Annotated in this window: 24 protein-coding genes; 7 read left to right on the top strand and 17 right to left on the bottom strand. The window is 64.5% G+C overall.

The window, feature by feature from the left end; genetic code table 11:
* Positions 1 to 25: 25 nt before the first annotated feature.
* Complete coding sequence (locus J2R76_RS04770) at positions 26 to 1447, top strand: MFS transporter (RefSeq protein ID WP_253623767.1); 1422 nt, start codon at positions 26 to 28, stop codon at positions 1445 to 1447.
* A gap of 84 nt (positions 1448 to 1531) precedes the next feature.
* Here the strand turns inward: J2R76_RS04770 and clpA are convergent, their stop codons facing one another.
* Positions 1532 to 3937 carry an ATP-dependent Clp protease ATP-binding subunit ClpA gene (clpA, locus tag J2R76_RS04765; protein WP_076834521.1) on the bottom strand — a complete coding sequence of 802 codons (2406 nt, stop codon included), beginning with the start codon at positions 3935 to 3937 and terminating at the stop codon, positions 1532 to 1534.
* A 259-nt stretch (positions 3938 to 4196) separates the two neighbouring features.
* A complete protein-coding gene (gene clpS / locus J2R76_RS04760) occupies positions 4197 to 4529 on the bottom strand; it encodes an ATP-dependent Clp protease adapter ClpS (RefSeq protein ID WP_038385792.1) in 333 nt (110 codons plus the stop codon).
* On the opposite strand from clpS, the gene J2R76_RS04755 reads away from it, so the two are divergent.
* Positions 4522 to 4698: a hypothetical protein gene (locus J2R76_RS04755; protein ID WP_156436563.1), complete on the top strand. Its 177-nt coding sequence runs from the start codon at positions 4522 to 4524 to the stop codon at positions 4696 to 4698. The genes clpS and J2R76_RS04755 overlap by 8 nt on opposite strands.
* 345 nt (positions 4699 to 5043) lie before the next feature.
* Positions 5044 to 6924 carry a pilus assembly protein gene (locus J2R76_RS04750; RefSeq protein WP_057020815.1) on the top strand — a complete coding sequence of 627 codons (1881 nt, stop codon included), beginning with the start codon at positions 5044 to 5046 and terminating at the stop codon, positions 6922 to 6924.
* 72 nt (positions 6925 to 6996) lie between these two features.
* Here the strand turns inward: J2R76_RS04750 and J2R76_RS04745 are convergent, their stop codons facing one another.
* Positions 6997 to 7335, bottom strand: coding sequence for a phasin family protein (locus J2R76_RS04745; protein ID WP_016844841.1), 339 nt, complete (start codon positions 7333 to 7335; stop codon positions 6997 to 6999).
* Between the two features lie 423 nt (positions 7336 to 7758).
* Here J2R76_RS04745 and J2R76_RS04740 point away from each other — a divergent pair, with 423 nt between their 5' ends.
* On the top strand, positions 7759 to 9552 hold the full coding sequence (locus tag J2R76_RS04740; RefSeq protein WP_253623766.1) for a serine hydrolase: 1794 nt from the start codon (positions 7759 to 7761) through the stop codon (positions 9550 to 9552).
* 239 nt (positions 9553 to 9791) lie between these two features.
* On the opposite strand, the gene J2R76_RS04735 is transcribed toward J2R76_RS04740, so the two are convergent.
* The 4 genes from J2R76_RS04735 to J2R76_RS04720 all read right to left on the bottom strand — a co-directional run bounded on the left by J2R76_RS04735 (position 9792) and on the right by J2R76_RS04720 (position 13682).
* Positions 9792 to 10511, bottom strand: coding sequence for a DnaJ domain-containing protein (locus tag J2R76_RS04735; protein WP_168857452.1), 720 nt, complete (start codon positions 10509 to 10511; stop codon positions 9792 to 9794).
* Between the two features lie 84 nt (positions 10512 to 10595).
* A complete protein-coding gene (locus tag J2R76_RS04730; RefSeq protein WP_168857453.1) occupies positions 10596 to 11336 on the bottom strand; it encodes a VWA domain-containing protein in 741 nt (246 codons plus the stop codon).
* 89 nt (positions 11337 to 11425) lie between these two features.
* Positions 11426 to 12367, bottom strand: a complete 942-nt coding sequence (locus J2R76_RS04725) for an alpha/beta hydrolase (RefSeq protein ID WP_057020818.1) — start codon at positions 12365 to 12367, stop codon at positions 11426 to 11428.
* Between the two features lie 391 nt (positions 12368 to 12758).
* Entirely contained in the window at positions 12759 to 13682 is a 924-nt protein-coding gene (locus J2R76_RS04720) for a division plane positioning ATPase MipZ (RefSeq protein WP_076834531.1), read from the bottom strand.
* A gap of 280 nt (positions 13683 to 13962) precedes the next feature.
* Here J2R76_RS04720 and panC point away from each other — a divergent pair, with 280 nt between their 5' ends.
* Both panC and J2R76_RS04710 read left to right on the top strand, forming a co-directional pair.
* Positions 13963 to 14814: a pantoate--beta-alanine ligase gene (gene panC / locus J2R76_RS04715; RefSeq protein WP_076834533.1), complete on the top strand. Its 852-nt coding sequence runs from the start codon at positions 13963 to 13965 to the stop codon at positions 14812 to 14814.
* A 141-nt stretch (positions 14815 to 14955) separates the two neighbouring features.
* Complete coding sequence (locus tag J2R76_RS04710; protein ID WP_076834535.1) at positions 14956 to 15702, top strand: hypothetical protein; 747 nt, start codon at positions 14956 to 14958, stop codon at positions 15700 to 15702.
* A gap of 43 nt (positions 15703 to 15745) precedes the next feature.
* Here the strand turns inward: J2R76_RS04710 and J2R76_RS04705 are convergent, their stop codons facing one another.
* The 5 genes from J2R76_RS04705 to J2R76_RS04685 form a co-directional block, all read right to left on the bottom strand.
* Entirely contained in the window at positions 15746 to 16186 is a 441-nt protein-coding gene (locus J2R76_RS04705) for a DUF1489 family protein (RefSeq protein WP_028336418.1), read from the bottom strand.
* Positions 16187 to 16324: 138 nt separating this feature from the next.
* The gene (locus tag J2R76_RS04700; protein ID WP_076834537.1) at positions 16325 to 17275 is read right to left on the bottom strand and encodes a hypothetical protein; all 951 of its coding nucleotides are present in this window, start codon (positions 17273 to 17275) and stop codon (positions 16325 to 16327) included.
* 155 nt (positions 17276 to 17430) lie between these two features.
* Complete coding sequence (locus tag J2R76_RS04695; RefSeq protein WP_018272021.1) at positions 17431 to 17634, bottom strand: hypothetical protein; 204 nt, start codon at positions 17632 to 17634, stop codon at positions 17431 to 17433.
* 217 nt (positions 17635 to 17851) lie between these two features.
* Positions 17852 to 18220 (bottom strand): YidB family protein, encoded by a 369-nt coding sequence (locus J2R76_RS04690; RefSeq protein ID WP_057020822.1) that lies wholly within the window; start codon positions 18218 to 18220, stop codon positions 17852 to 17854.
* Positions 18221 to 18337: 117 nt separating this feature from the next.
* Positions 18338 to 18991, bottom strand: a complete 654-nt coding sequence (locus tag J2R76_RS04685) for a glutathione S-transferase family protein (protein WP_076834539.1) — start codon at positions 18989 to 18991, stop codon at positions 18338 to 18340.
* Positions 18992 to 19110: 119 nt separating this feature from the next.
* Between J2R76_RS04685 and J2R76_RS04680 the strand changes: the two genes are divergently transcribed.
* Positions 19111 to 19788, top strand: a complete 678-nt coding sequence (locus J2R76_RS04680; RefSeq protein WP_076834541.1) for a DUF599 domain-containing protein — start codon at positions 19111 to 19113, stop codon at positions 19786 to 19788.
* 193 nt (positions 19789 to 19981) lie between these two features.
* On the opposite strand, the gene J2R76_RS04675 is transcribed toward J2R76_RS04680, so the two are convergent.
* The 5 genes from J2R76_RS04675 to J2R76_RS04655 form a co-directional block, all read right to left on the bottom strand.
* Positions 19982 to 20887: a hypothetical protein gene (locus J2R76_RS04675; RefSeq protein ID WP_076834543.1), complete on the bottom strand. Its 906-nt coding sequence runs from the start codon at positions 20885 to 20887 to the stop codon at positions 19982 to 19984.
* Between the two features lie 206 nt (positions 20888 to 21093).
* Positions 21094 to 21879 carry an aldo/keto reductase gene (locus J2R76_RS04670; RefSeq protein WP_076834545.1) on the bottom strand — a complete coding sequence of 262 codons (786 nt, stop codon included), beginning with the start codon at positions 21877 to 21879 and terminating at the stop codon, positions 21094 to 21096.
* A 72-nt stretch (positions 21880 to 21951) separates the two neighbouring features.
* A complete protein-coding gene (locus J2R76_RS04665; RefSeq protein WP_076834547.1) occupies positions 21952 to 23283 on the bottom strand; it encodes a cytochrome-c peroxidase in 1332 nt (443 codons plus the stop codon).
* A 109-nt stretch (positions 23284 to 23392) separates the two neighbouring features.
* Entirely contained in the window at positions 23393 to 25039 is a 1647-nt protein-coding gene (locus tag J2R76_RS04660) for an alkaline phosphatase family protein (protein ID WP_256521415.1), read from the bottom strand.
* Between the two features lie 474 nt (positions 25040 to 25513).
* Positions 25514 to 26398: an alpha/beta fold hydrolase gene (locus J2R76_RS04655; RefSeq protein ID WP_076834551.1), complete on the bottom strand. Its 885-nt coding sequence runs from the start codon at positions 26396 to 26398 to the stop codon at positions 25514 to 25516.
* Positions 26399 to 26427: the final 29 nt, after the last annotated feature.

The following is a 26427-nucleotide window of genomic DNA, read 5'->3' as shown; positions in this document are numbered from 1 at the left end:
CCGGAACCGAGAGCCACTCCACGACATGTCGTCCGCGATCATTGAGCATCCCGACGGGCTGCCGCAGCCGCAGCGCAATTGGGCCGTTCTCACGATCGCGCTCGGCCTCGTGATGGCCGTCGTCGACGGCTCGATCGCCAACGTTGCGCTGCCGACCATTGCCCGGGATCTGAACGCCAGCCCCGCGTTCTCGATCTGGATCGTCAACGGCTATCAATTGGCGATCACGATCTCGCTGCTGCCGCTGGCCTCACTCGGCGAAATCATCGGCTATCGCCGCGTCTATCTGGCGGGGCTGTTGCTGTTCACGCTGGCCTCGCTGTTCTGCGCGCTGTCGTATACGCTGCCGCTGCTGACGGTCGCCCGCATCCTGCAGGGGTTTGGCGCTGCAGGCATCCTCAGCGTCAACACCGCGCTGGTCCGCTTCATCTATCCGCATTCGCTGCTCGGCCGCGGCATCGGCGTCAACGCGCTGGTGGTCGCGATCTCCGCTGCGGTCGGCCCGACCATCGCCTCGTTCATCCTGGCGGTCGGGACCTGGCCGTATCTGTTCGCCATCAATGTCCCGCTCGGCATCGTCACGCTGGCGCTGGGCTGGCGCTTCCTGCCGCGCACGAGGCCGGCGGTTCACGCCTTCGACTGGCAGAGCGCCGCGCTGAGCGCCATCGCGTTCGGGTTCGGTATCAGCGCGATCGACAGCGCCGGCCATGGCGGGTCGCTGTATCTCTGCGCATTGGAGTTCGCGGTCGCCGCGGTCGCCTCGCATTTGCTGTACCGGCGGCAGCAGCATCTGCCCTCGCCGCTGCTGCCCGTCGACCTGCTGCGGATTCCGATCTTCGCGCTCTCGATCGGCACCTCGATCGCCTCGTTCTGCGGCCAGATGCTGGCCTTTGTCGCGATGCCGTTCTATCTGGAAAACCATTTCGGATATTCGGCGGTGCAGATCGGCCTGTTGATCACGCCGTGGCCGATTGCGGTCGCGTTCGCCGCCCCGCTCGCGGGCTGGCTGGTGGAACGCTATCCGGCCGGCCTGCTCGGCGGCATCGGCCTGCTGCTGTTCGCGACGGGATTGGGCACGCTGGCCTTGATGCCGGTCAACGCCACGCCGATCGACGTGGTCTGGCGCATGGCGCTGGCCGGCGCCGGCTTCGGCCTGTTCCAGACCCCGAACAACCGCACCATGATCGCCGCCGCCCCGCGCGAGCGCTCGGGCGGCGCCAGCGGCATGTTAGGGACCGCGCGCCTGCTCGGACAGACCATCGGCGCCGCTTTGGTGGCGCTGCTGCTGGCTCGCTATCCGGCTGACGGCACCCGGATCTCGCTGATGGTCGGCGTCGGCTTTGCCGTCGTGGGAGCTGTGCTCAGCACGCTCCGGCTGTCCTCGGCCGGCAGCCGCGGCGCCGACCGGGTGCGGGTCCAGGAGGGCCAGCGGCTGAAGGGCGAGTGACGGCGCGGAGACGCGCCTCCCACCGCCAGAAACAAAAAGGCCGGCTGTTCAGCCGGCCTTTTCGTTTGGTTGTTCGCTCGCGCCTCAGACCTTGACCATCGGTCCCTTTGAGGCCGGCCCCTTGGTGCCGCCTCCGCCGCCGTTGGGACCGCCCTTCGGCGGCTTGCGCTTGCGCGGCGGCAGGTTCTCGGGCTTCGGCGTGACCGGGCCCTCGACATATTCGAAGCCGATCTTGTCCTTGGCGGTCGCCTCGTCCTTGACCAGGATGACGCGGACGTGTCCGCCGCCCTTGAGCTGACCGAACAGCACCTCATCCGCGAGCGGCTTCTTGATGTGCTCCTGGATGATGCGCGCCATCGGACGTGCGCCCATCTGCTCGTCATAGCCGTGCTCGATCAGCCAGGCCTTTGCAGGCTCGGACAGCTCGATCGTGACGTCGCGGTCGGCGAGTTGCGCCTCGAGCTGCAGCACGAACTTCTCGACCACCATGCCGATCACCTCGGCATTGAGGTGCGAGAACGAGACGATCGCATCCAGCCGGTTGCGGAACTCCGGCGCGAACTGGCGATTGATCGCTTCGTGATCGTCGCCTTCCCGCTTCGAGCGGGTGAAGCCGAAGGCCTGCCGCGCAAGATCGGCCGCGCCGGCATTCGTGGTCATGATCAGGATCACGTTGCGGAAGTTGACCTGCTTGCCGTTGTGGTCGGTGAGCCGGCCATGATCCATGATCTGCAGCAGCACGTTGTAGAGATCCGGGTGCGCCTTCTCGATTTCGTCGAGCAGCACGACGCAATGCGGATGCTGGTCCACGCCATCGGTGAGCAGGCCGCCCTGGTCGAAACCGACATAGCCGGGAGGTGCGCCGATCAGGCGCGACACGGTGTGCCGCTCCATGTATTCGGACATGTCGAAGCGCAGCAGCTCGACACCGAGCGACGCCGCCAGTTGCTTGGCCACCTCGGTCTTGCCGACGCCGGTCGGACCCGAGAACAAGTAGCTGCCGATCGGCTTCTCCGGCTCGCGCAGGCCGGCTCGCGCCAGCTTGATCGACGCCGCCAGCGACTCGATCGCCTTGTCCTGGCCGAACACCGTGCGCTTCAGGGTCTGCTCGAGATGCTTCAGCACCTCGGCATCGTCCTTCGACACGCTCTTCGGCGGGATCCGCGCCATGGTCGCGATCGTGGTCTCGATCTCCTTAATGCCGATCGTCTTCTTGCGCTTGCTCTCGGCGACCAGCATCTGCGCCGCGCCGGACTCGTCGATCACATCGATCGCCTTGTCGGGCAGCTTGCGGTCGTGGATGTAGCGCGACGACAGCTGCACCGCCGCCTCGATCGCCTCGTTGGTGTATTTCAGCCGATGGTAATCCTCGAAATAGGGCTTCAGGCCCTTGAGGATCGCGATTGCGTCTTCCACCGTCGGCTCGTTGACGTCGATCTTCTGGAAGCGCCGCACCAGCGCGCGGTCCTTCTCGAAGTGCTGACGGTATTCCTTGTAGGTGGTCGAGCCCATGCAGCGGATCGTGCCCGAAGCCAGCGCGGGCTTCAGCAGATTGGACGCATCCATCGCGCCGCCGGAGGTGGCGCCGGCGCCGATCACGGTGTGGATCTCGTCGATGAACAGGATGGCGTTCGGATGCGCCTCCAGCTCCTTCAGGACCTGCTTGAGCCGCTCCTCGAAATCACCGCGATAGCGGGTGCCCGCAAGCAGCGTGCCCATGTCGAGCGAGAACACGGTCGCGGCCGCCAGCACTTCCGGCACATCGCTGTCGACGATGCGCTTGGCGAGGCCTTCGGCAATCGCGGTCTTGCCGACGCCGGCTTCGCCGACGAACAGCGGGTTGTTCTTCTGGCGGCGGCACAGCACCTGGATCGCACGATTGATCTCGGCATTGCGGCCGATCACCGGATCGATCTTGCCGTCGCGCGCCTTCTTGTTGAGGTTGACGCAATAGGTCTCGAGCGCCTCGCCCTTCTTCTTGGCGTCCTCGTTGCCCTTGGTCTCGGTTTCCTCGTCGACGCCGCGCACCGGCCGCGCCTCGGACACGCCGGGCCGCTTGGCGATGCCGTGGCTGATGTAGTTGACGGCGTCGTAGCGCGTCATGTCCTGCTCCTGCAGGAAGTACGCGGCGTGGCTCTCGCGCTCGGCGAAGATCGCGATCAGGACGTTGGCGCCGGTCACTTCCTCGCGACCGGACGACTGGACGTGAATCACCGCGCGCTGGATCACGCGCTGGAACCCGGCGGTCGGCTTCGCGTCATCGGCGCCGTCAGTCACCAGGTTTTCGAATTCGGTCTCGAGATAATTAACGAGGCTGGTCCTGAGCTTGTCGAGATCGACGCTGCAGGCCCGCATCACAGCCGCCGCATCCGAGTCATCGATCAGCGACAGCAGCAGATGTTCGAGCGTCGCGTATTGATGGTGACGCTCGTTTGCGATCGCCAATGCACGGTGCAGCGACTGTTCAAGGCTTTGGGAAAAAGTTGGCATTCGCGTCCTCTATGGCCCCCTGCCATCATGATCGCCATTACCGGGTCAGGCAATAACAACCTTCGTGATCGCCTTTGATATAGTTACGACGGATCGTGGCGAAAGACCGGTCCCGCGATGATGGTTTTCTTCTAAATTCGGGGCATGGGGGCGTCGCGCGGCGACGCCCGTGATCGTACGGGAACGCCGTTCACCACCATCAAAATCCGCGATGCAAGACCCGTTCCGCGCCTCGCGGCGGGTCAGTCGTTCCAGCGACCTATTTCTTTTCCATCACGCACTGCAGTGGATGCTGGTGCTTGCGCGCGAAGTCCATGACTTGCGTCACCTTGGTCTCGGCGATCTCGTAGGTAAAAACGCCGCACTCGCCGATCCCGTGGTGATGAACGTGCAGCATGATCTTGGTCGCCGCCTCGGCGTCCTTGTTGAAGAATCGTTCCAGCACGTGAACGACGAACTCCATCGGCGTGTAGTCGTCGTTCAGGATCAGGACTCGGTACAGGTTCGGACGCTTGGTCTTCGGCTTGACCTTGGTGATGACCGAGGTCGAGGGGCCGTTGCCCGTCCCATTGCGGTTGTCATCATTGTTCATTTTCGGCGCCGGCGCGGCGGCCACCGCCGGCATCGACGAAACCGGCTCGGAAATCGGGACTGTCAACGTGGATCGCAACATGGCTCAGGCGTTCGAATTCCCCAAGGGAAACCGGATGGCGGGAAACCGGATGGCAATTGGATGGTGGTCGCGATTGCCGCAAGACTGATCGCGGAACCCCCAGCAATGCTTTCCAGATTGCCGCTCCCGGTCCGATCCGGCGGCCGGATCGACTTCCCGAATATGGGCCTCGCGAGGCCCAGCCGCAAGCGCAGACCCGGCGCGGCCCACCGGTCCGATTCCGGGCGCGGCAACCCTCGGAAGGTTAATCATTTCTGCCCGATTTGACAAAGGAGTCGGGCGGCCAATTTAGACGCCATTGAGGATAGCGAGCGCTTTTGCCCGGCTTTTGAGCCTCCCCCGCGCCGCCCTGCCGGGTTTCCCGCGCCCGATTCACCATCTGTTTAGCGGCGCCGGTCGAGATGCCACCGCAATCCATTTCGACGAGAGTGCCATGCTTGGTTCAGCCATTTCCGATCGCGTCTGCGCGGTTGCTCGCCGGTTTTCCAGGGCAAATAACGGCAATGTCGCGGTGATCTTCACCTTCGCAATGCTGCCGCTCCTCGCTTTCGTGGGAGCCGCGATCGACTATACCCGCGCCAACAACGCCCGCTCCGCGATGCAGGCAGCCCTCGATTCGACCGCGCTGATGCTGTCCAAGGATCTGACCATGGGCAACATCACGGCTGCGGATATCCCGAGCAAGGCGCAGACCTATTTCACCGCGCTTTACACCAATAAGGACGGCCAGGGCATTTCCGTCACGGCGAACTACACCACCCCGACCTCGAGCGCGGCGGCCACCATCCTGCTGGGCGGATCCGGCCACATCAAATCCGATTTCATGCAGCTGGCCGGTTTTCCGACGCTGGGTTTCAAGAGTTCGACGACCACCACCTGGGGCAACGTCAAGATGCGCGTCGCCCTCGCCCTCGACAACACGGGATCGATGTCGGACGACAACAAGATCACCGCGCTGCGCAACGCGGTGGCCGGAACCGGCGGGCTGATCGACCAGCTCAGCGCGCTGAGCAAGAACAATGGTGACGTCTATATCTCCGTCATTCCGTTCGAGAAGGTCGTCAATGTCGGCACCAGCAATGTCGGTCAGAGCTGGATCGACTGGACCGACTGGCTCAATCCCCCGACCACGCAGCCCGCCAACGGCACCATGCAGGCAAGCCTGCCGATGAACTGGCACGCGGTCGGACCCGGTGCGCGATGCCCGTGGACCAACAACAACGGCGGCTTCACCTGCCAGAAGAGCCCGACAAATACGGGCAGCGCGAACTACATCCCCTCCAGCGGGACCTATTCAGGCTACATCTGCCCCAGCGTCGATGCGAACTCCTACACGCGCTACAATGGCTGCTGGGTGAGCACGCAGGTCGGCACCGGCGTGTTCTGCAGCGGCTCGACGTCGTGCAGCTGTCCGAAGAATTCGTCGGGTAACGATGTCTCCGGCTGCAGTTGCGGCACCTCCGGCGGAGTCTATCAATGCACCGGCAAGCTGTATACCCACGACTGGACGCAGCCCGGCCCCAACGACACGGCCGACAATCAGGGCCAGCCCCGGGTCAGCGCCGTCGTCGGATGGACCAACAATCAATGGACCTCGACCAACCAGATCCCCACCGTGAAAAACGACTGGCGGCAAGCGTCCACCAACCCGATCGGCAACTGGACGGGCTGCATCGCCGACCGCACCCAGCCGAATGATGCGACCGGCGTGCTGCCGGCGTCATCCGACGTCACCACGCTTTTCCCGGCCAACGAGCTCTTTGAGAACGGCTACTCCTACTGCAGCAGCAACTCCTCGCCGCAGCTCGAGCCGATCATTCCGTTGAGCTACAACTGGACCGCGCTCAAAAATGCGGTCAACGCGATGCAGCCGACCGGCGGCACCAACCAGGCGGTCGGCCTGGCGTGGGCATGGCAGTCGCTACTGGTGGGCGGCCCGTTGAACACGCCGGCGGAGGACTCCAACACCACCTACAACCGGGTCATCATTCTCTTGTCCGACGGTCTGAACACCGAGGACCGCTGGCCCGAATACGGCGACGGCCGCACGCAGGCCTCCGGCAACCCGATCGACGCCAGGCAGGCCCTGCTGTGCCAGAATCTGCAGGCCGCGAAGGACTCCAGCGGCCAACCGCTGTACACGATCTACACGATCCAGGTGAACACGCACTCGCCCGCCGATCCGACCTCGACCGTCCTGAAGAACTGCGCCAGCACGCCCGACAAATTCTTCATGCTCACCAGCTCGACCCAGATCCTGACGACGTTCAACACGATCGGAACGGCCCTCAGCAAGCTGCGGCTGGCCAAATAGTCGCCCGCTTGAGGCACAACAAAAAAGCCCGGCCAAACGGCCGGGCTTTTCGTTTGTCTTGGACGGCAACGCTTACTGAGCGGCGGGCGCGAACTTGGAGACCAGACCCTCATAGGGCTTGAAGGTCTGCTTGGCGCAGTCGCTGTACAGGCCGGCGATCTTCTGCGATTCCGCAACGAAGGTCTCGTAGGACGAGCGCAGGTACTCGGTCTGCGCCTCGAGCGCCTTGTCCAGCGACTTCACGCCCGACAGCTTCTCGACGAACGACTTGGTGTCCTCAAAGGACTTCTTGGCATAGTCGCCATAGGCGGTGGCGATGGCCTGAACGCCGCTCTGCAGGTTGTTCGCCGACGCGGTGACCGACTCGAAATGCTCTTTGCCGTAGTTCTGAATGTCTTCGATCTTGACCATGGATGGAATTCCTTTTCCCAGACTTGAAGGCGCAAATTCCCATTGCCGGGAAGCTCCCGGCCCCCTGACGCCGATAGCCATATCGCATCGCACAATAGAGTCAACGAATATTGTGCATCGCACAATCCCACAACCCCGAATCTCCGGCATTCGCGATAAACCCCGGGGGACTACGCAACGGTTGCTTAATCTTTTGGAAACTCGGTCCGCCTAACCTGATTCCCGGACTTTGTTCGCCTTCCGACAGACAGCCTCGAAAGCTGTTTGTGAACAACACCTTAGCTAGAAGAGCGACCTGAGCCGCCACCTCGGCCGATGGTTCTGCCCGAAGTGGTTTGTTGCGCAGGCAAGGATCGATGGCCGCCGGGCACAATTTCGCCTCACGAGCCAGTGATCTAGATAGAAATTGGGACGGGGAAGTAGATGCTTCGAACAACCTTGGCCTCCTCGCGGGCGCTGCGAGTTGGCGTTCTTGGGCTCGTTACCGTCACGACGGCGATCCTGATCACGAGTGATAGCGCCGAGGCGCGCCGTCACCGGCGCCACTACGCCCGTCACCACCACAGCCAGGAAGCGCGCGAGAGCTACAGCCCGCAATTCGCGTCGATCATCGTCGACGGCAACACCGGTTCGGTGCTCACCGCCACCAGTCCCGACGGCTTGCGCCACCCGGCCTCGCTGACCAAGATCATGACGCTCTATCTGCTGTTCGAGCGCCTCGATTCCGGGAAGATGAAGCTCGACACCGAAATGCCGGTGTCCGAGCACGCCTCCGAACAGGACCCGACCAAGCTCGGCCTGCGGCCCGGCTCGACCATCAAGGTCGAAGACGCCATCAAGGGCCTGGTCACCCGCTCGGCCAATGACGCCGCGGTCGTGATCGCCGAGGCGATCGGCGGCAGCGAAGACGATTTCGCCCGGATGATGACCCGCAAGGCCCGTGCGCTCGGCATGAGCCGGACCGTTTATCGCAACGCCTCCGGCCTGCCCAACGATGAGCAGGTGACGACGGCGCGCGATCAATCGACTCTCGGCCGCGCGATCCAGGACCGCTTCCCGCGCTACTACCGCTACTTCTCGACCTCGGTGTTTAACTTCCGCGGCCAATCGATCCGCAACCACAACCATCTGCTCGGCAACGTCGAGGGCGTTGACGGTATCAAGACCGGCTACACCCGCGCGTCCGGCTTCAACCTCGTGACCTCGATGCGCCGCGGCAATCGCTTCCTGGTCGGCGTGGTGCTTGGCGGCCGCAGCGGCGGCTCGCGTGACGCCATCATGCGCAACCTGCTCGCCGAGAACGTCGGGAAGGCCGCGACCACCCGCACTGCCGCAGCGATCACCGAACGCAATCCGGCCGACGCCAATGTCGAGGTCGCCGACGCGGATAGTGCGCGCGCGCCGGACACTTCGCCGGTCGCGGCATCGGAGCCCGCCGCTGCAGCTGCCGCGATCCAGGCGCCGCGCCCGGCCAGCAAGCCCTCGCTGATGGCGGCGGCCGCCGCCGCGCTGCCGCCGCTTCCGGCCAAGCCGGAGCCGCAGGCCAAGCCCGAGCCGGCGCCGCTGACCTCAGGCGTGATCCAGACCCAGCCGATCGCCGCGATCCCCGGCTCGGCTGAACCGATGAAGCCGGTCAAGGTGAAGACGGTGCAGGTCAAGGCCGGCCAGATCAAGCTCGCCGCGGCCGGCCCCGCGCAGTCCGCGCCTCCGATCACCAACACGATCCCCTCGCGCGGCGAGGTCCCCGAGACCTCCAATGCGATGATGGCGCGGGCCGCCGAGACCTCGAGGCCGGAAATGCCGCCGCAGCCGGCCAATTTCGGCACCGGCAACGGCATCCTCGGCGTGCTACCGGCCTCGGCCGTCCATGCACCCGCTACCCCGGCGCCACAGGCCGTTGCGTCGATCGAGCCCGCAACCCGCAACGTGCAGGCCGCTCCGCCGACCAGCTCAGCAAAGCCGAGCGCCGCGCATACCGGCTGGATCATCCAGGTTGGCGCGCTGGAGTCCGAGGGCGAAGCCAACAAGCGCATCGACCTGGCGCGCAGCTCGGCCCGCGGCCTGCTCAGCAAGGCGGACCCGTTTACCGAGGTGGTCGCCAAGGATAATCGCAAGCTCTATCGCGCCCGTTTTGCCGGCCTCGAGCGCGATCAGGCCGAGGCGGCTTGCAAGACGCTGAAGCGCGCTGAGATCTCCTGCATCACCGTTCGCAACTGATCGTCAGCATCTGCCGATTTCGAACGGCCGGCGCCGCAAGCGCCGGCCGTTTTGCTTTTGCCGCCGCGAAAACAGCCGGCCGGCCGCGAGCGGCGCAACCATGAAACTTCTCGTCAAGATTTTACGGTTAAGTTTTCCCGAAAGAGCGATCGGCCACGCCGGACAGCGGCGGGCCAGACGGGGCATCAATCAGAAACGGAAGGCAGCTCTCGGCTGTGGCGTTGGTAGCGTAGCCGGAGTTAGAGATGCGTGCGAAGCAGAGTGTCCTTGGCCTCGTTCACACGGGCCGCGAGGTACGTCGAGCCCCCCTGGTCGGGATGGAGTTTCTTCATCAGGGTTCGGTGAGCCCGGCTGATGTCGTCGCGCGACGCTCCCGGCTGCAGGCCAAGGATCTGATAGGCCTCCTCGTTCGTCATTTTGCCGCCCGACGCCGCGCGGCCCTGCCCCCGTGCCCGGTCGCCCTGTGCGTCCTGACGCCAGGCGGGAAAGCGGCGGTCCAGATAGCTTTCAAGTAGCGCGACGCTCTCGGCGTCGAAGCTCGGGACCATCGCCAATAGCTGCGACAGGTCGAACTCATCGAGCATGCGGCCGGCCTGCGGTCCGGCCACGATCTGGCCCCTGAGCACGCCGCTGCCGTGATCGAGGGTCATATCGAGATATTGCGAGCGAACCCGCGAGCTTTGTCCCTGGCTGCGCGAACCGCCGAACATACCGCCGAGATTGGGAAATCCGGTGCTTCCGAACGGCGACCAGCCGAGCAGTCCGGCGCCGAAAATGCCGAGCGGAATTGCCACCGCCAGTTCGCCCCGCACGCCGGTAAAGGCCGCGACCGCCAGCGCGAGCACCCCGCCGCCGATCTTGATCGCGCGCGCAAGCACGGCGGGATTGGCCGCACGGAACATCTGCAGCGCGGAATAAAGGACGACAACGGCGATGACGCCGGCGATCAGCGTTGGCATGTCGGGAATATAGGCGGCCCGGCGGCAAAAAGCATGCGAAGCTTCGTCTCCCCGGCATCAGGCGGAGCCTGACGCGACGCGGCGCTATTTCATCTGGCCGATCAGCTTCGCCGCGCCGCTCGTCGTCTTCGCCAGTTGCAGCAGCGCCTCGCGGCCGCCGGCGGCATAGGCTGCGGCGGCACGCAGCAATTCGCGGAGCTGGGCGGCCGCGCCGGGATCGAACCTGCACCAGGCGCCGCCGGTCAGTCGCGCGATCTCGCGAAACGTTTGCTCGGCGGTCGCATCCCTGCCCTCCTGGAACATGAAGACCGGCACCTTGAGCAGGCCGAGCTCACCGGCTTTGGCGCAGAGATCGTCGGCGCTCTCCTCCATCGCGTCGCCGACGAACACCAAGGCGCGCACCCCTGCCTCGACCGCTTCGCGACGCGTCTCGGACAGCACCTTGCCGATCTGGGTGTTGCCGCCCTGGCAATCGATCTTGCTCATCAGCCGCGCGAGCTGCGCGCTGTCGGAGATCCAGCCCGACGCACGGCATTCATTGAAGCCGCGATAATAGACGAGGCGGATATCGAGACTGCCGAGCGCGCCGGCCTCGCGGAACATGTCCGCCTGCAGCGTGCACGCCATGTCCCATGTCGGCTGCCGGCTCATCGTGGCGTCGAGCGCGAACACCAGCCTGCCGTGGGCGCCGGCGCGATGCGGCGACATCGCCCGCGCCTTGGCGACGAATGCCGCGATGTCGTTCGCGCTGGATGCCGGCACGCCAGGCGCATGGGCCGGGCGTACATCGCTTCCGGATGTCGGTTTGATCGTCTTGCCGGCCATCAGCGCTTGCCTCGTACAGCAAACACTATGTGGGCCGCGGCAGTGGATTGGTCAACGTGAGAGGCCAGCCTGGACCGCGAGCCGCCCGGTCAATTCGTGACCGACGGATCCTTCTTCGTCTCGGTCTTGGTCAGCGAGAGCGACTTCTTGAGCTTATCGGTCAAGGTCTGAGGTTTCTCGACCGGCACGTAAAGCGAGACGGGACCGGGCTCCAGAATCTTCGGCGGCGCATTCCTGGTGTCGACCGGCGCGACAGCGCTGTCGGTATCGGCGAGGAATTTATCGAGCATGGCCTGGATCGAGTCCTTGGCCTTCTCGGGCCCGGTGTCACGCATGTCGTTGTGCTGGAAGTTGGTGTTCACCACGGTGATGCCGGCCTTCTCGCATTCGTCGGCATCGGGAACGACGCCCGGATCCGGCTTGAACTGCGAGTCATGCGAACGGAACGACAGGATCTTGAACTTGCCGTCGGTCATGAACGGCACGCGCAGATTGTCCAGCGTCACCACCTTCTTGATCTCGTCCGGATATTGCTTGGCGAAATACATCGCGATATCGCCGCCATTGGAATGGCCGACCATCGTCAGCTTGCTGTAGTCCGCGTTCGGCTTGCGCTTCTTCATCTCCTCGATCGCGAACTTGATGTTGGTGATGCCGCGCTGGTACTGCGGCAGGCGGCCGACATAGAGCTCACCGACCTTGGTCACCATCGGTCCGTCCGACGGCAGGTCGTTCTGAATGCTGATGGTCAGATAGCCGCGCGCCGCGAACACGTTCGCGAGGAAGGAATATTCGGTGAATTTGACGGTATTGCCATGATTGAGGATCGCAACCGGCAGCGTGATCATGCCAGCGTCGGCCTGCATCTCCTTGTCGAAGCGCACGGCAACGTCGACCGCGACCGGCCGCTCATCGCGCGTCGGGTCCTTGAACATGAGAGTTTCATGACGGATCGCCCACTTGCTCGCGGTGAAATAGGCCGCCGTGATCACCACGGAGAGAGAAAGCAGAACGAGAATTCCACGCTTCATGACGTCCTCGAGGTGCCCGCCTTTTCAGGGCTATTCTTGGCCGGAGACTCTTCGGCCTCCTTTTGAGAATATATGTCACAGCGCCGTGACAGGAAGTCTAAAAGTTGGGACTTCGCAGCACGTTCATTGTGCGGTGCACACAACCTTTGTGCATTCGCTTCTGGCGCCATGGCTCTGCGGTACGATAATACCTCAAGACCAACCAACGAGGAGCGGAAACGCGGCTGGCTTTGGGAAAACCGGATCTGGCCAGCTTTGTTCCGGCATATTGGCGACGGAGTGGCCGAAAACCCCGCAAGACTACCGTGCTTCTGGACGGGCCAGGAAGTGACGATAGTCACTTCCTGGACGCCCGACGCCCTGGAACCTGCCAGAAGGAGTGCCCGGCGGTCTAGCCGCCGATGATGTCGTCGACTTCCAGCGGCTTGTCGACCTGGCTGAACCATTCGGCCCGGTTGGCGGCCCTGCGGCGGCCGCGCTCGTCGAGCGGCAGCTTGAGCTGGCGCAGCAGGCTCATCACCTCCTCGCGGGCGGTGACGTGACCGAGGCTCGGGCGGGTGCCGAGCGTCGCCTCGTCGATGTCGTCGAGCGCCGTCAGCCCGCGCGGGAAGAATTCGCGATAGACCACCCGCTCGGCAAAGCCGTCGACCGCACGGAACCCGAGCCGCAGCGAGAGCTGTTTCAAGCCGTCGGCCACCAGCTGCTTGTTGCGCGAGCCGAGCATCGAGAGCCGGTTGCGCACCACGATCCAGTCGGTCGAGGCGCCATCGAGCTGGCGGCGCTTGCGTCTGGTGTCGCGCACCATCTCCGCATAATGGCTCTCGCCGGTCACCGCGTAAGTCGCGGGATCGACGGTGCCGAGCACGTCGAAATCGAGGAAGCTGTCGTTGATCGGGGTTACCAAAGTGTCGGCCATCGAATGCGCGAGCCGCATCAGGTAGCTGTCCGCGCCCGGGGTATCGATGACGATGAAATCACAGGCGCGTTCCACCGCGCTCACAGCGGCCATGAACTGCTGGAATTCCGCGTTCTCGTTCTCCTCGATCTGCATCGTCTCGCCGTACTTGATGCAGTGGTGTGCCGGGAGCTCGAGGTCGAGCCCGGTGCGTCGCGCCCAGGCCTGGCGATTGCTGATGTAGCGGGTGAAGCTCTGCTGGCGGCAGTCGAGATCGATGCTGGCGACGCGTTGCCCGGCCTTCAGCAGCGCGACGGCGATATGCAGGGCGGTGGTCGACTTTCCCGATCCACCCTTCTCGTTGCCCAGCACGATGACATGTGCGGAGCCGGATTGACCCTGACGAGCCTGCACCAACATGATTCAAATCCCCGCAATGATCTTCAAAGCGAGCGCCGCTGCGGTCAAGTGAAATGCATCGCTGCGACAGGAAATCGATTGCGGCCGTGCTGATGAATCGATCAAGCAAGACTGCTGCGTCGATCGGCGGCTTTGATCCGCGCACGTTCGAGATCGTGTAAGGCTTATCGGCCGGTTTGCCGATCGTGGTTCGGACTTGGTAAGCTGCGTGACCTGCCGAACGCCAACCCGTCCCGCCCAGATTCGTTCCCACCCGGATTGCCCCACGAGCCGAGACCAGATGCCGAGAAATCCCACCGTCGTCCGTACCGTCCCCGCCCTTCGTCGCGCCGTCGACACGCTGCGCGTCAAGAAGGCAACCGTCGCGCTGGTCCCAACCATGGGAGCGCTCCATGATGGCCATGTGTCGCTGGTGCGGCTCGCCAAGCGCCGCGCCAAGCGGGTCGTCGTCTCGATCTTCGTCAACCCGACCCAGTTCGCGCCGACCGAAGATTTCGGCTCCTATCCGCGCACCTGGAAAGCCGACGTCGCCAAGCTCGCCGCCGAGGGCGTCGACCTGATCTGGCATCCCGAGGTGAAGGCGATGTACCCGGACGGCTTCGCCACCAGGATCGTGCCGGAGGGGCCGGCCACCGCCGGGCTCGAGGATCGCTTCCGGCCGCATTTCTTCGGCGGCGTCGCCACCGTGGTCGGCAAGCTGTTCACCCAGGTCCGGCCCGACGTCGCGATCTTTGGCGAGAAGGACTTTCAGCAGCTCCGGGTCGTCACCCAGATGGCCGCGGACCTCGACCTCGGGGTCAAGGTGATCGGATCCAAAACGGTGCGCGAGCGCGACGGTCTCGCGATGTCGTCACGCAACGTCTACCTCTCGCCGGAGGAACGGCGCGCCGCCCCTGAGCTTCACCGGGTGATGAAGCAAACGGCCGGCCGCCTGCGCGCCGGCGAGGATACCGCGACCGCAATGGCTGACGGCGCCGCGGCGATCACCAGGGCCGGCTTCGTGCTCGATTATCTCGAAGTGCGCCACGCCGCCTCCCTGGCGCCGATCGGCTCGCCGAAGGACGGCCCGATGCGGATGCTGGTGGCGGCAAAGCTCGGCAGCACGCGCCTGATCGACAATATCGCGGTCTGAGACCGGACCGGAAAAGTGTGAAACGGTTCATGCGCAGAGAGGATGCGAGCCTGTAATGAGGGCTCGGCCTCATCTGTGCGGCCGGGTGCTTGCGCCACGCTCGCGACGCATGGATGATCGCGCCTTTCAAGGGCGATCGGAATGAACCATTACTTCAGGCAAGGCATTGTTCTTGGCATCGCGCTGCTGGCCGCGGCTGGGGCGCAGGCACAGACCCGGCCGCCGGTCGGCGGCGTCAATTCGGCGCCCGGCGCCATGATCTTCTACGTCGCGCATGGTGCGCCTGATGCCTGCGGCCCCGGCTGCTCGAACTGGATCGCGGCCGAAGGCGCGGTGCAATGGGACACCTACAAGCGCCTGCTAGCGATCCTCGACCGGCAGAACGGACGCAAGCTGCCGGTGGTGATCAATGTCAAACCGGGCTCCGACCTCACCGTCGCTGCCAGCCTCGGTCGCATCCTGCGCGGTCGCGGCATCGATGCGGCGGTGGCGGCAACCGAGGTCGAGGCATGCAACGGAAAACCCGAGGAGGAATGCTTTGCACTGAAGCGGCCTGGCGGCCCGCTGGATGCGAAGGAAAAGCTCTCCGGTGTGCCCTGCGAGCTTGCATGTGTATTGATGCTTGCGGGCGGCGTGCATCGTAACCTGCCGCCCGGCAACCGCGTCATCCTGACCGCAAGGATGCAGATCTACGACCGGCTCGCACCCAACGTCTCTGCCGAGCACCGCGAAAGCCTTACCACAATCTTCACCGATCAGTTCCGGAGATATCTCAGCGAGATGGGGATCGGCCATGAACTGTTCGACGTCACCGCCGACAGGGCGGGTGGCCGTTATGTCGAGGTCCCGGCCTCAGAATGGGCTCGGCTGCATCTCGTAACCCAGTGATCCCGGATCACTGCCGTTCGATTGCTCAGAGCAACCCGATTGCTTACAGCAAGCCGAGGTCGCGCAACTCGCGGCGCATCGGCTCGGGCATCGATGCCACGCTGGCGGCGCTCGACTTGGTGAGATCGGCCGGCGCGGAGTCTGCGGTCAGGTAGCGCCAGCCCTGGAACGGCCGCATCGGCCGCGGCGAGACCGCGATCACCTTGGGCTGCATCACCAGCCGGCAGCGTCCGATGCCGTCCTTGTCGCGGAACGGCTCGATGGCGATGATCTTCTCGCGCGCGGCGATCTCGCCGCGGATCACCCAATAGAGCGAGCCGCCGGCAAGGATCTCCTCCTCGCGCTTCGGCGTCATCCGCGTGATGTGGACGTGACGGAGCGGCAGGCCCTTTTTCTTCGCGGTCGCCATCCGTTCGGCAACCCAGCCCTTGAGTTCCTTGACGGAGTCGCAACCGACGGCGAGCTTGATGAGATGAAGCGGCATGCGCCGGATGTAGCGGCCGGCGAGCGCTTTGAAAAGGGAGCGCTCTCCGCGGCGGTGGATATCGGGACTAGAGCGCTTTTCGAGCCAAACGAAGCCGGAACGGCGCAACGACGGCGGCTCAAGCCGCCGTCATCACGCTCATTGCTCGTTCGCAGCCGCCGGTGCGCTGGCGGCGGCAGGAGGCGACGCCGGCGCGGCCGGGGCCGGCGCGATCTGGACCGGGCGCTTCGCCGCCGGCGGACGCTTCGGGGCTGCGGCGGGCGGCGCGGCGGCAGCGCGCGCGGCCGGCGCTGGTGCGGCGGCGGCCGGCTTTGCCGGCTCGGGCGTCATGATGCTGACCGGCGGCGTGTTCGCTGAGCTCGGAAACTCCGCATTGGTCGGCTTGCCGGTGGGCAACGACTGCGGCAGCGCCGCGACCAGGCCGGAGGCAGCCGATGCCTGGGCGCCGGCCGGCGCGTTCCACGACCCTGCGTAGCGCGTGATCAGGTTCTCGTAGGTCCGCTCGTTCATGTTGGCGATGATCTGATGGTTGTCGCCGAGCGAGCGGAACGCGGGGCACGCGGTCGGCGTGCAGTGGTCGCGCGCCATCAGCGCATAGGCGACCAGGCCGTAGCGGTCATGCTCGATGGCGCGGCGCAGCGCCTGCAACTCGGTGGTCGAATTGCGCTCGGCGGTCGCGAGGTCGCCCAGCGCGGTCAGGCGCGAGACCTGCGCCGCCGCGTAGCTGACCGCCGCCGCCGCCGTATCCGATGAACCGAACAGCACCTTCTCGCAGGCGTTGAGAACGGCGTCTCCGGCGAGGTCGTCGACGCAGGCCAGCGCCGGCACCGTCTGGCTGGCCAGTTGCGCCGTCCGTGTCTCGGCCGGCACCGCCTGCCCGCCCGAGCCGAAGCCACGGATCGTCGCGGCGACCGCAACCGCGATCGACAGCAGCGTGATCACGGTCAGCGCGCCGTTGGCGACGGATTTTTCCGCACGCAGCAGCGTGACCAGAACGACGATCCCAAAGAACCCCGCAGCGGCCAGCGTCAGCCACATCGGGAAGGTCGGTGAGCGCCAGATCTGATCCAGCGAGGAAGCCCAGTTCATGCGCGATGTCCCTCAACGCAGCGTAAGCACAATCGGCGACGGCGAACGCCGCCACCCCGACGTCCAACCTTCAGCACAATGGGTCTGCGAACAGGGCCTTTTGACGGCGGCGGCGCGGAACCCGCTCCAGCCGCCGGCTTGCGCACAACACTCCTTCAGGACAGCGCGAGCTGACTCTCCTTGGCCACCCGTTCGAAAGCTTCGGTCGAGCTCTTGATGCGATATTGGCAATCGTCACCGTCGGTCGGCAGCAGACGGATCACTTGATAGGTGCCGCTCGCGGCGGGGCGCGCCACGTTGCTGGCCGTGAAATAGACGGTCTCGCCAATCGAGTACTTATGCTTCAACGCCCTCTCCATTTTCTTAGAGATTGCTGGCTGAGCTGACAGTCCCGATAGCTCAGGCCGGCATTTTGAGAACCCTGCGGCAAGCTAGCACATCGCACCTCCCCAAATCCAGCAAGATTGGGGCATAGCGAAGGTGCGATTTTGCAGGTTTTTCAGGGCGATAGGCAGCAATTTGCGTGCCAGCCGGAAATTGCCCGCCGAGCCCGGTTGGAACCCTGATTCCACCGGCTCAAGCGGTCTGCGGCAGCTTGCCGCCCGGGCTCGCGCCGTCGACCGCAGCCGGAAGTTGCTGGGCGAGCACCTTGGACAGCTGGTCCACCGGAATGTTGAACCTGGCGGCGAGCTGCTTGACCGTGTCGCTGCCGAGCACCTGCTGGAGCTGCTCAGCGGTGATCGGCAGGTTCTGACCGGTACCGATCCAGGATCTGACCTGCTCGCCAAGCCCGGCCTGCTCGAGCTTGGCGACGATCGCGGACAAGCCGCCCTGCCCGCCATTGCCCAGGACCTCGCCGAGCACGACGGGGATCACCGCCGCGCCAAGCTGGCCAAGCATGCCTTTCAGCTCCGGCGAATTCTCCAGGGAATCGAGAATGCCCATGGTCTAAGTCCTTTCACGACTTGCAAAACCAGCCTTTCCGGATTCGACGCCTTCGGCCCCGCGGCGTCAAGCCGCGATCTTTGCGACCGCTGTCACAATTCGGAAGCGCAGCAACCGTCAGACATCCTCGAATCGGGCGATCCGCAGCGTCTCGGCAACGCCGTCGCGGGTCCATTCCTGGAATGCCGGAAGCTGCATCATGGCATCGACATAGTGCTGCGCCTCGGCCTTCACCGGGATCGCGTAGGTGCGGAAGCGATGCACCACGGGCGCGTACATCGCATCGGCGGCAGAGAATGCGCCGAACAGGAACGGACCCTGCTTGCCGTAGCGCGCATGGCACTCGGCCCAGATATCCTGGATCCGCGCCACGTTGGCGCGCGCATCATCCGACAGCGCGACAGCGCGGATCGGCCGGTGCAGATTCATGCCGCATTCGTTGCGCAGCGGCATGAAACCGGAATGCATCTCCGCCGAGATCGCGCGGGCATGCGCGCGCGCGGCACGATCCGCAGGCCAGAGCTTCGCCTCGGGAAATCTCTCGGCGAGATATTCGATGATCGCCAGCGAATCCCACACCGTGACGTCGCCATCGATCAGCGTCGGCACCTTGCCAGCCTTGCTGAAAGATAGGATGCGGTCCTTGTCGGCCTGGTCCGTGTAGAGCGGAATGAAGACCTCTTCGAACGGGATGTTGTTGGCGCGCAACGCCAGCCAGGGCCGCATCGACCATGACGAATAGTTCTTGTTGCCGATGACGAGCTTGAGCATGTCCGGGAATCCTGTTGCCTCGGTAGTTTGCCATAGTGCATTGCACGCGTTCAACCTGTACATGACGCGGATGCGGCCCGGCGCGGACAGTCAGCCGCGCGCTCACGAAGGAAGGCAACATGACCGGCTATTGGACCGACATCCTGGCCGTCGGCTTCTTTGCGCTGGAATGGCTGGTCTACGCCATCACGCTGGAGCACACCGCGTATGGGCGCGACAGCCTATCGGCGCGGATGCATGTCTATCGCGAGATCTGGGTGCGGAATCTGCTCAACCGCGACGCACGGATGGTCGACATGCAGATCATGGCCAGCTTGCAGAACGGCACCGCGTTCTTTGCCTCCACCAGTCTGATCGCGATCGGCGGCGGGCTGGCGCTATTGCGCGCCACCAATGACGCGCTCGCCGTGCTCGGCGCCCTGCCGGTCAACCTCACGCCCTCGCCCGCTTTGTGGGAGGTCAAGTGCATCGGGCTGATCCTGATCTTCATCTACACCTTCTTCAAATTCGCCTGGGCCTATCGCCTGTTCAACTATGTGGCGATCCTGTTCGGCGCGATGCCGCCGGCCGACCAGCGCGACACGCCGGAGGCCGAGGCCCATGTGATCCGCACCACGCGGCTGTTCGAGACCGCAGGCCGGCACTTCAACCGCGGCCAGCGCGCGTTTTTCTTCGCGCTCGGCTATCTCGGCTGGTTCGTCAGCCCCTGGGTGCTGTTCGTCACGACAGCCGCGGTCGTGATCGTGATCTGGCGCCGGCAGTTCGCCTCGAATGCCTGGCAGGCGATGGGAAGCTGACGCGACGGTCGAGGCCGTGCTGCGCTCCCTCTCCCCGTTCTTACGGGGAGAGGGTTGGGGTGAGGGGCTGTTTCCGCATCGACGGAGAGAGACGCGTTCGCGGAGACTCCCCCTCACCCGGATTGCATCTGGCGATGCAATCCGGCCTCTCCCCGCACGCGGGGCGAGGCCGAGTGCGCCGCTCGTCCCTGGTCTACGACGCGAAATCGCGCGGGCTGAAATCGAGGTCGAGCACCTTCCATTCGCCGTAGCGATCCCGCGGCAGCATCGCATAGGGCTGGCAGGCCTGCAGCGCATCGGTCGCGCTCTTCAGCAACAGCGGCCCCTTTTCCGAGGCGGTGGCTTCGATCAGCAAGGGTGACGCGGCGAGCTTGCCGTCAGGCTTCATGAACACCCTGAGCTTGATCTTCACGTCGTCGCCCGCGCTCAGCGTCGGCGGGAGCTTCAGGCAGGTCTTCAGATGACGGCGGAATTCGGCAACCACGCTCGAGCCGACATCGGCCTGCTCGGTGGCGGCCGCGTCGAAATTGTCCTTGCCGGGTCCGAGGCCGGACGGCGCGCTGGCTGGCGGTTTCACGGAGATATCCGGCGGCAGGCCGAGCATGACGTTGTATTTGACCGAAAGATCGGGCTCGGGCTGCGCATAGGCAGGCGGCGACGCTGCCGCCTGTTGCTGCGCCGTTGGCTGGGGCATCGGTGGCGTTTGCTGTGCCGGCGCGGGCGGCGGCTCGGCCGCGGCACGTTGCGGCGCCGGGCTGGGCTTGGGCGCCGGCGGCGTCGCCTGCTTCTGCGGCGGTTGCTGTTGCGCGTTCTGCTGCGGCGCGGGCGCCTGTGCCGATGGTTCGGGCTTGGCCGAATCCACCGGCTTATCGAGCGACGGCAACTGCAACTCGGGCGTTGGCGACGGGCTCGGTGCCGGTTCGGGCTTGGTCTCGACCTCGGACTTGGCGACCTCCTGCGGCGTCACGATCTCGACCGGCACCGTGTCAGCGGCGACGGGATCGAATTGATGGACCTCCGAATAAAGGAAAATCAGCGCGAGCAGCATCAGGTGCACGAACACCGACGCCATCAGATCCGCGTTTGGCCGAAACTTCATCCCACTCGATCACATCAGTGACGTCTCTTCCCGCCCGGCCACAATACCGGCCGGAACCCGCCTGCCTCAATCCCCATTCGGTCCAAAGCTGCAATCGGCCAGCGGCGCATTAGCATGATCCGGATCAGGACCCAGCCATTTTTCCAAAACTTGATGCTTTCCAAGACTTGATGCTCAGGCAAAGAGCCCATGCGTCGCGGGGCCCGTCACCGTGCGTCAGCGCTCCCGATCGCCGAGATCTCGCGCATGTCGTCAACGGACAGCTCGAAATCGAAGATGTCGATGTTCTCCTGAAGGCGTTCGAGCTTCGAGGTGCGCGGGATCGCGGAGACATTCTGCTGCACCAGCCAGCGCAGGCAGACCTGGGCAGCGCTCTTGCGATAGCGGTCGCCGATCCGCGCGAGCGCGCGGTCGCCCTTGACCCGCCCTTTTGCGATCGGGCTGTAGGCAACGAACGCCATGCCGCGGCGTCGACAGGCCTCGATCACATCGGCCTGGTCGAGATAAGGATGGTACTCGACCTGGTCGCAGGCGAGCGGTTCGGGACATGCCGCCACCGCCTCCTTGATCAGCGCCACTTTGAAGTTGGAGACGCCGATATGCCGCGCCAGGCCCGCCTGCCTGACCCGCGCCAGCGCGCCGAGCGTCTCGGCAAGCGGCACCTGTGCATTGGGCCAGTGCAGCAGCAACAGATCGACCTCGGTCAGGCGCAGCCGCGCCAGGCTCTCCTTCGCCGACCGCTCGAGATCCTTGGCCATGAAATGCGTGGTCCAGACCTTGGTGGTGACGAACACGTCGTCGCGCTTGATGCCGGAGGCACGCAGCCCCTCGCCGACTTCGCGCTCATTGTCATAGATCTGGGCGGTGTCGATGTGGCGATAGCCGAGCCGCAACGCCTGCTCGACGATGCGTGCGCAGGTCCGCCCGCGCAGCTCCCATGTGCCGAGCCCGATTGCCGGGATTCTGGCACCGTTGCCTTCGACGACATTCATGCGCCCATTATGCGCGCATGACGAAGCCCTGCCAACTCGCGGTTCGGTTCCGCGATGGAACGTCGCGACGTCTCACCGCTCCGGCTGGTAGCCGTCGGTTAGCGTCTTCAGGAAGGCGATAATGTCGGCCTCGTCCTGCGCCGTCATCGCCGGCGTGTCGCCGAGATGGCGCTCGAACGGCGGATCGCTGACGTCGACATTGCCGTGATATTTTTCCGGCAGGTCATCGTACTTGCGCACCGTGCCGTCGGCGCCGCGCGGAAAGACCTTCTCCGGATTGGTATCGCGGAAGTTATAGAAGTCGAGCACCTGCTCGAGGCTGGTGAAGACGCCGTTGTGGAAGAACACGCGACGCGTTGCCGCGTTGCGCAAGGTCGGCGTCAGAAACATCCCGCAATATTGCGTCTGCTCGGCAATGTCGGTGCGGTACGGACCGCAGACCCCGAGATCGAAATGGTCGGGATCGCGGTTGCCGGCGAGCGCGGCGTTGCGCGGCGCACCGAGCGCCTCATATTGGTGATCGGTGAACAGCGGCGGCAGACCGTCCCGGGTCGGCTGCGACGTATGGCAGCCGCCGCAATTGGCCTTGTCCGGATCGTTGAACAATTGCAGGCCGCGCAATTCGCTCTCGTTCAATCGCGCCCTGCCCTCCAGCCAGTAGTCGAACTTGCTGGTGTAGGGATGGAAGCTCGGCTCCTCAACCTGATAGCGCGCGACGGCAAACATCGCCTCCGCGACCAGCAGCCGCGTATTGTCGAAGACACCGGCGCCGAACAGCTCGGCGAAGCGCGGCGCGTAGCTCGCCTGGCGCAGCTTCTGCGCCACGATTTCGATGCTGCCGCCGTCCATCTCGTTGGGATCAAGCAGCGGGAAGATCGCCTGGTCCTGCAGCGTATCGGCGCGGCCGTCCCAGAACAGTCCGCCCTGCGGCACGATGTTGACCGCCGACGCGGCAGTCCCGGTCGCGACCTTCTTGGCGCGCGGAGCCTGCTGGCCGAGCGCGGCCAGTTGCGCGAAGTCGACGACATTGTCGTCTTCGTCCTTTTCCGGCCCGATGCTGAAATTCGGCTGCCGCTCGAGATAGGTCAGGCCCGGCACGGCGCGTGTCCCTTGCCGGGATTGCGCGGGCCCGCCGAGCATCACCGGCCCATCATTGGGTGGCCCGTAGGCGTGGTCCGGACTGTGACAGGACGCGCATGACAATGCGCCCGACGAGGACAGCGACGCGTCGAAAAAAATCTTCTGGCCGAGCTGCGCCATGGCGGACAGCGGAGCAACAGGCGGACGCCTGAGCTGCACCGGGTTCGGATTGGTCCCCGGAAGTCCCTGCGTCTCGACGGCCGCAACGGCGCCGGCCATGCACAGCAGGCCGGCGCCGAGAAGCCACAAGGTGCGGCCATTCATATCAGATCCAGTGTCGTTAAGCGTTTTCGCGCGAACTGGAGACCAGTTCGCGCGAGCAGAACGCGTCAGGGCAGAGCTTCGGTTCTGATTGGATCAGAACCGAAGGGCGTTAGTGGTGATGGTGATCGTCCGGCGCGCTGACGATGACGGTGCCGGCGGTCGGATCGAGAAACAGCGTGTCCTGCCGGTACTCGTGGTCCTGGCCGTGGCCGCGCTCGAAGTCGAACATGTCGGCGATCGATTCGACGTTGTCGTCGAACGAGCCGCCGCCGAGACGCTGGCCGTGCAGCCAGTTGTCCTCGATGAAGCGAACGACGGAGGCCTGCGAGATGCGGGTGTGGCTGACGTAATTCCGCTTGGCGAAGGGCGAGATCACCAGGAACGGGACACGCGTACCGGGACCGCAGCGGCCGTTTACCGGCTGGCCGTTGAGGCCGTTCGGCGGCGTCTGCCTGCCGATACCGCGACCGCACTGGCCGGGACCGTTGACCTGGTCGGCGGTGGGATCATACGAGGCGCTGATCGGTGCAAGGTACTGGTGGTCGTACCAGCCGTCGGAGTCGTCATAGGTGATGATGACGGCGGTCTCGCCCCACTCCTTCTGCTTCTGCAGGAAGTTGATCAGCTCGACATTGCCGGCCTGCTCATCGAGCGGATCGGAGTTGCCGGGATGACCGTCCTGATAGGCCGGCATCTTGATGTAGGAGACGGCCGGGAAGTTGCCGGCCTTCACCGAAGCATAGAAGTCCTCGAGATCGTAGGCGTGATTGGCCGGATCGAGCGTCTTGCTGCCGGGCACATAGGTGTGTCCGACCGCATTCACCGAGCTCGGCCGCGCATGGCTCGGGTTGGCGGTCGACTTGTAGTACTGGAACCAGGCGTGGTGCGGGATGTAGTCCACGACGGTGCCGTTGACGTTGCTCGAGAACGTGCTGCGGCCGCAGTTGGTGGTGCCGTTGCTGTTCTTGAGCGTCAGGTCGAAGCCGCCCATGAAGCTGCCCCAGCTAATCTGCTCGGCATTGAGCAGGTCGCCGATGTTCTTGCTGGTCATCAGGACCTGGCTGGTCGTGCTAGAGCAGGCATCGTAGGCAGGGTCGGTATCACCGATCAGCGTCAGGCCGCCCTGGCCGTCGGCGATCGAAGATGACGAGCCGACGATGTTCTGCGCGCCGTTGGTCTGGCCGGAGATCACCTCGAGCGCGCCGGGCGTCGACGGACCAAAGGTGTCGGTCCAGCTATTGTCGCTCATCGCGAAGTTCTGGGCATAATTCCAGAACGCGGTGACGGTGTTGCCGTCGAAATAGCCCATCACCTGCCCGTTGGTGCCGAACGCGCCGACGCCGCCGGCGGTGCCGCGACCGGTGAATTTCGGAAACAGGTCTTCCTTGCCGTTGTCGACTGCCTGCTGCTCGGGCGTGTAGGCGTGGTTCTGCGACTTGGTGTTGGCCTGGGTGCGGTCGAGGCGGAACGGATTGGTTGCGCCGGTGCCGTTGGCCGGATTGGTGTTCGGGTTATTGGTCAACAGATTGGCGCTGGCGAGATTGTTGACCTTCGGCGTATGCGGCTTCGCCGTGAACGGAATCGAGCCGGTCGGGTTGGTCGCAACCGGGTAGGTTGCGAAGTAGTGATCGAACGAGCGGTTCTCGTTGAAGATGACGACGAGATGCTTGATCGGCGTTTGGGTGTGGATGTCGTGCGGATGATGATCGTGGCCGTTATTGCCCTTGTTGTCGTCCTGAGCGGCGGCGCTGCACATCACCGCAGCGGCAGCAACCAGACAGACTCCGACCGTCGAAAGAAATTTGGCTTTCACCGTAGTGCCCCTTTTTATTTTTAAGGATTTATGACGTCGACCTGCGACAAGTTATCCACCACCGATGACAGCGCTGTGTCGGTCGAATGAATGCGACGAACGATGATGCGCGCTCATGTCCGCATCGGTTGCAGATATCGGGGGACCAATCTTTGCGCGCATGACAGACGCCCTCCTCTTCCGTCTCACGCGATCGGCTATCTGTGGACGCGGTTTCGGTCACAAGACATGGAATTGAACGGATCGCGTTGGAGATGACTGCAGCAGCCAGCAATCATGCGAACAGGTTGTGCACCGCCGGCTGTCGCGGCTTGCTCACGCCCGAAAAAAATCCGCGCCTTCCGGGGATGTGTCCCGAAAAGCGCGGATGCTTGGTCTGGTGGCGGATGAAGGCCGCGATTCAACTCGGCGTGAAGCCTACCCCTTCATTCCCGTGATCGAAGCACTGACCGCGCGCGGATCGCGCTGCGGCCAGCGGCCGCTCTCGACCTGCGCCAGGAATTCGCCGACGATCCGGTTGTATTCGTCGGGCTCCTCGATGTTGATGGCGTGGCCGCAGTTCGGCATCACCGCGAGCGCGGCAGACGGGATGCTCTGCTTCATCAGGATGCCCGGCAGCAGGCAAGGCCAATCCTCGTCGCCGGTGATGATCAGCGTCGGCACCTTGATCCGCTTCATCTCGTCGACCAGCGTGTAGAGCGAAGGGCGCTCCTTCTGTATGCCCTGCTGGGTGTTGGCCGATCCCACCGCCGAATGCTCGGCCAGCATGGCCTTGAACTCGGCATGGCCGCGCGGGTCCTTGTTCTCGTACTGCACGCGGGTCGGCCCGTAGGCGTAGCGCTCGGCGAAGGTCGGCATGCCCTCCTTGCGGATCATGCCCGCGATCACGTCGGCCTCGGCGCGAAACGTCTCGCGCTTATCGAGCTCGGCGCCGTAGCCGCAGCCACCGATGCATAGCGACAGCGCCCGATCAGGGTGACGTAATCCGAAATGCAGCGTCGCAAAGCCGCCCATCGACAGACCGACGATATGCGCCTTCGGCGCGCCGATATGATCGAGCACCGCCAGGATATCGTCGGCGGCGCGCGCCTGCGAATAGGACGAGACCTGCTCCGGCACATCCGACGGCGGAAAGCCGCGCGCATTGTAGGCGATGGTCCGGAAGCGCTTGCCGAAGTGCCGCATCTGCGGCTCGTAGCTGCGCAAGTCGCCGGCGAACTCGTGAACCAGGATCACCGGATGCCCCGATCCGGTCTCCTCGAAATAGAGCCGCACTCCGTCGTCTGTCACAGCATAGGGCATGTTGATCTCCTGCCTTCTCTCTTTGCTTG

This window comes from Bradyrhizobium sp. USDA 4532, assembly GCF_024171315.1.
GTDB lineage: Bacteria > Pseudomonadota > Alphaproteobacteria > Rhizobiales > Xanthobacteraceae > Bradyrhizobium > Bradyrhizobium australafricanum.
The sequence above is the reverse complement of the archived record's forward strand: the minus strand, read 5'-3'. Positions and strand labels throughout refer to the sequence as shown.

Coding starts and splice junctions, on each gene's coding strand:
- J2R76_RS04695 (WP_018272021.1), bottom strand. CDS start 17,634: ATGGAGAGGGCGTTGAAGCATAAGTACTCGATTGGCGAGACCGTCTAT.
- J2R76_RS04665 (WP_076834547.1), bottom strand. CDS start 23,283: ATGAATGGCCGCACCTTGTGGCTTCTCGGCGCCGGCCTGCTGTGCATG.
- J2R76_RS04675 (WP_076834543.1), bottom strand. CDS start 20,887: ATGAAGTTTCGGCCAAACGCGGATCTGATGGCGTCGGTGTTCGTGCAC.
- J2R76_RS04735 (WP_168857452.1), bottom strand. CDS start 10,511: ATGCCAACGCTGATCGCCGGCGTCATCGCCGTTGTCGTCCTTTATTCC.
- J2R76_RS04705 (WP_028336418.1), bottom strand. CDS start 16,186: ATGCCGCTTCATCTCATCAAGCTCGCCGTCGGTTGCGACTCCGTCAAG.
- J2R76_RS04720 (WP_076834531.1), bottom strand. CDS start 13,682: ATGTTGGTGCAGGCTCGTCAGGGTCAATCCGGCTCCGCACATGTCATC.
- J2R76_RS04655 (WP_076834551.1), bottom strand. CDS start 26,398: ATGCCCTATGCTGTGACAGACGACGGAGTGCGGCTCTATTTCGAGGAG.
- J2R76_RS04770 (WP_253623767.1), top strand. CDS start 26: ATGTCGTCCGCGATCATTGAGCATCCCGACGGGCTGCCGCAGCCGCAG.
- J2R76_RS04690 (WP_057020822.1), bottom strand. CDS start 18,220: ATGGGCATTCTCGATTCCCTGGAGAATTCGCCGGAGCTGAAAGGCATG.
- J2R76_RS04710 (WP_076834535.1), top strand. CDS start 14,956: ATGAACCATTACTTCAGGCAAGGCATTGTTCTTGGCATCGCGCTGCTG.
- clpS (WP_038385792.1), bottom strand. CDS start 4,529: ATGAACAATGATGACAACCGCAATGGGACGGGCAACGGCCCCTCGACC.
- J2R76_RS04725 (WP_057020818.1), bottom strand. CDS start 12,367: ATGAAGCGTGGAATTCTCGTTCTGCTTTCTCTCTCCGTGGTGATCACG.
- J2R76_RS04730 (WP_168857453.1), bottom strand. CDS start 11,336: ATGGCCGGCAAGACGATCAAACCGACATCCGGAAGCGATGTACGCCCG.
- J2R76_RS04745 (WP_016844841.1), bottom strand. CDS start 7,335: ATGGTCAAGATCGAAGACATTCAGAACTACGGCAAAGAGCATTTCGAG.
- J2R76_RS04700 (WP_076834537.1), bottom strand. CDS start 17,275: ATGAACTGGGCTTCCTCGCTGGATCAGATCTGGCGCTCACCGACCTTC.
- J2R76_RS04660 (WP_256521415.1), bottom strand. CDS start 25,039: ATGTGCAGCGCCGCCGCTCAGGACGACAACAAGGGCAATAACGGCCAC.
- J2R76_RS04685 (WP_076834539.1), bottom strand. CDS start 18,991: ATGCTCAAGCTCGTCATCGGCAACAAGAACTATTCGTCATGGTCGATG.
- clpA (WP_076834521.1), bottom strand. CDS start 3,937: ATGCCAACTTTTTCCCAAAGCCTTGAACAGTCGCTGCACCGTGCATTG.
- panC (WP_076834533.1), top strand. CDS start 13,963: ATGCCGAGAAATCCCACCGTCGTCCGTACCGTCCCCGCCCTTCGTCGC.
- J2R76_RS04680 (WP_076834541.1), top strand. CDS start 19,111: ATGACCGGCTATTGGACCGACATCCTGGCCGTCGGCTTCTTTGCGCTG.
- J2R76_RS04740 (WP_253623766.1), top strand. CDS start 7,759: ATGCTTCGAACAACCTTGGCCTCCTCGCGGGCGCTGCGAGTTGGCGTT.
- J2R76_RS04670 (WP_076834545.1), bottom strand. CDS start 21,879: ATGAATGTCGTCGAAGGCAACGGTGCCAGAATCCCGGCAATCGGGCTC.
- J2R76_RS04750 (WP_057020815.1), top strand. CDS start 5,044: ATGCTTGGTTCAGCCATTTCCGATCGCGTCTGCGCGGTTGCTCGCCGG.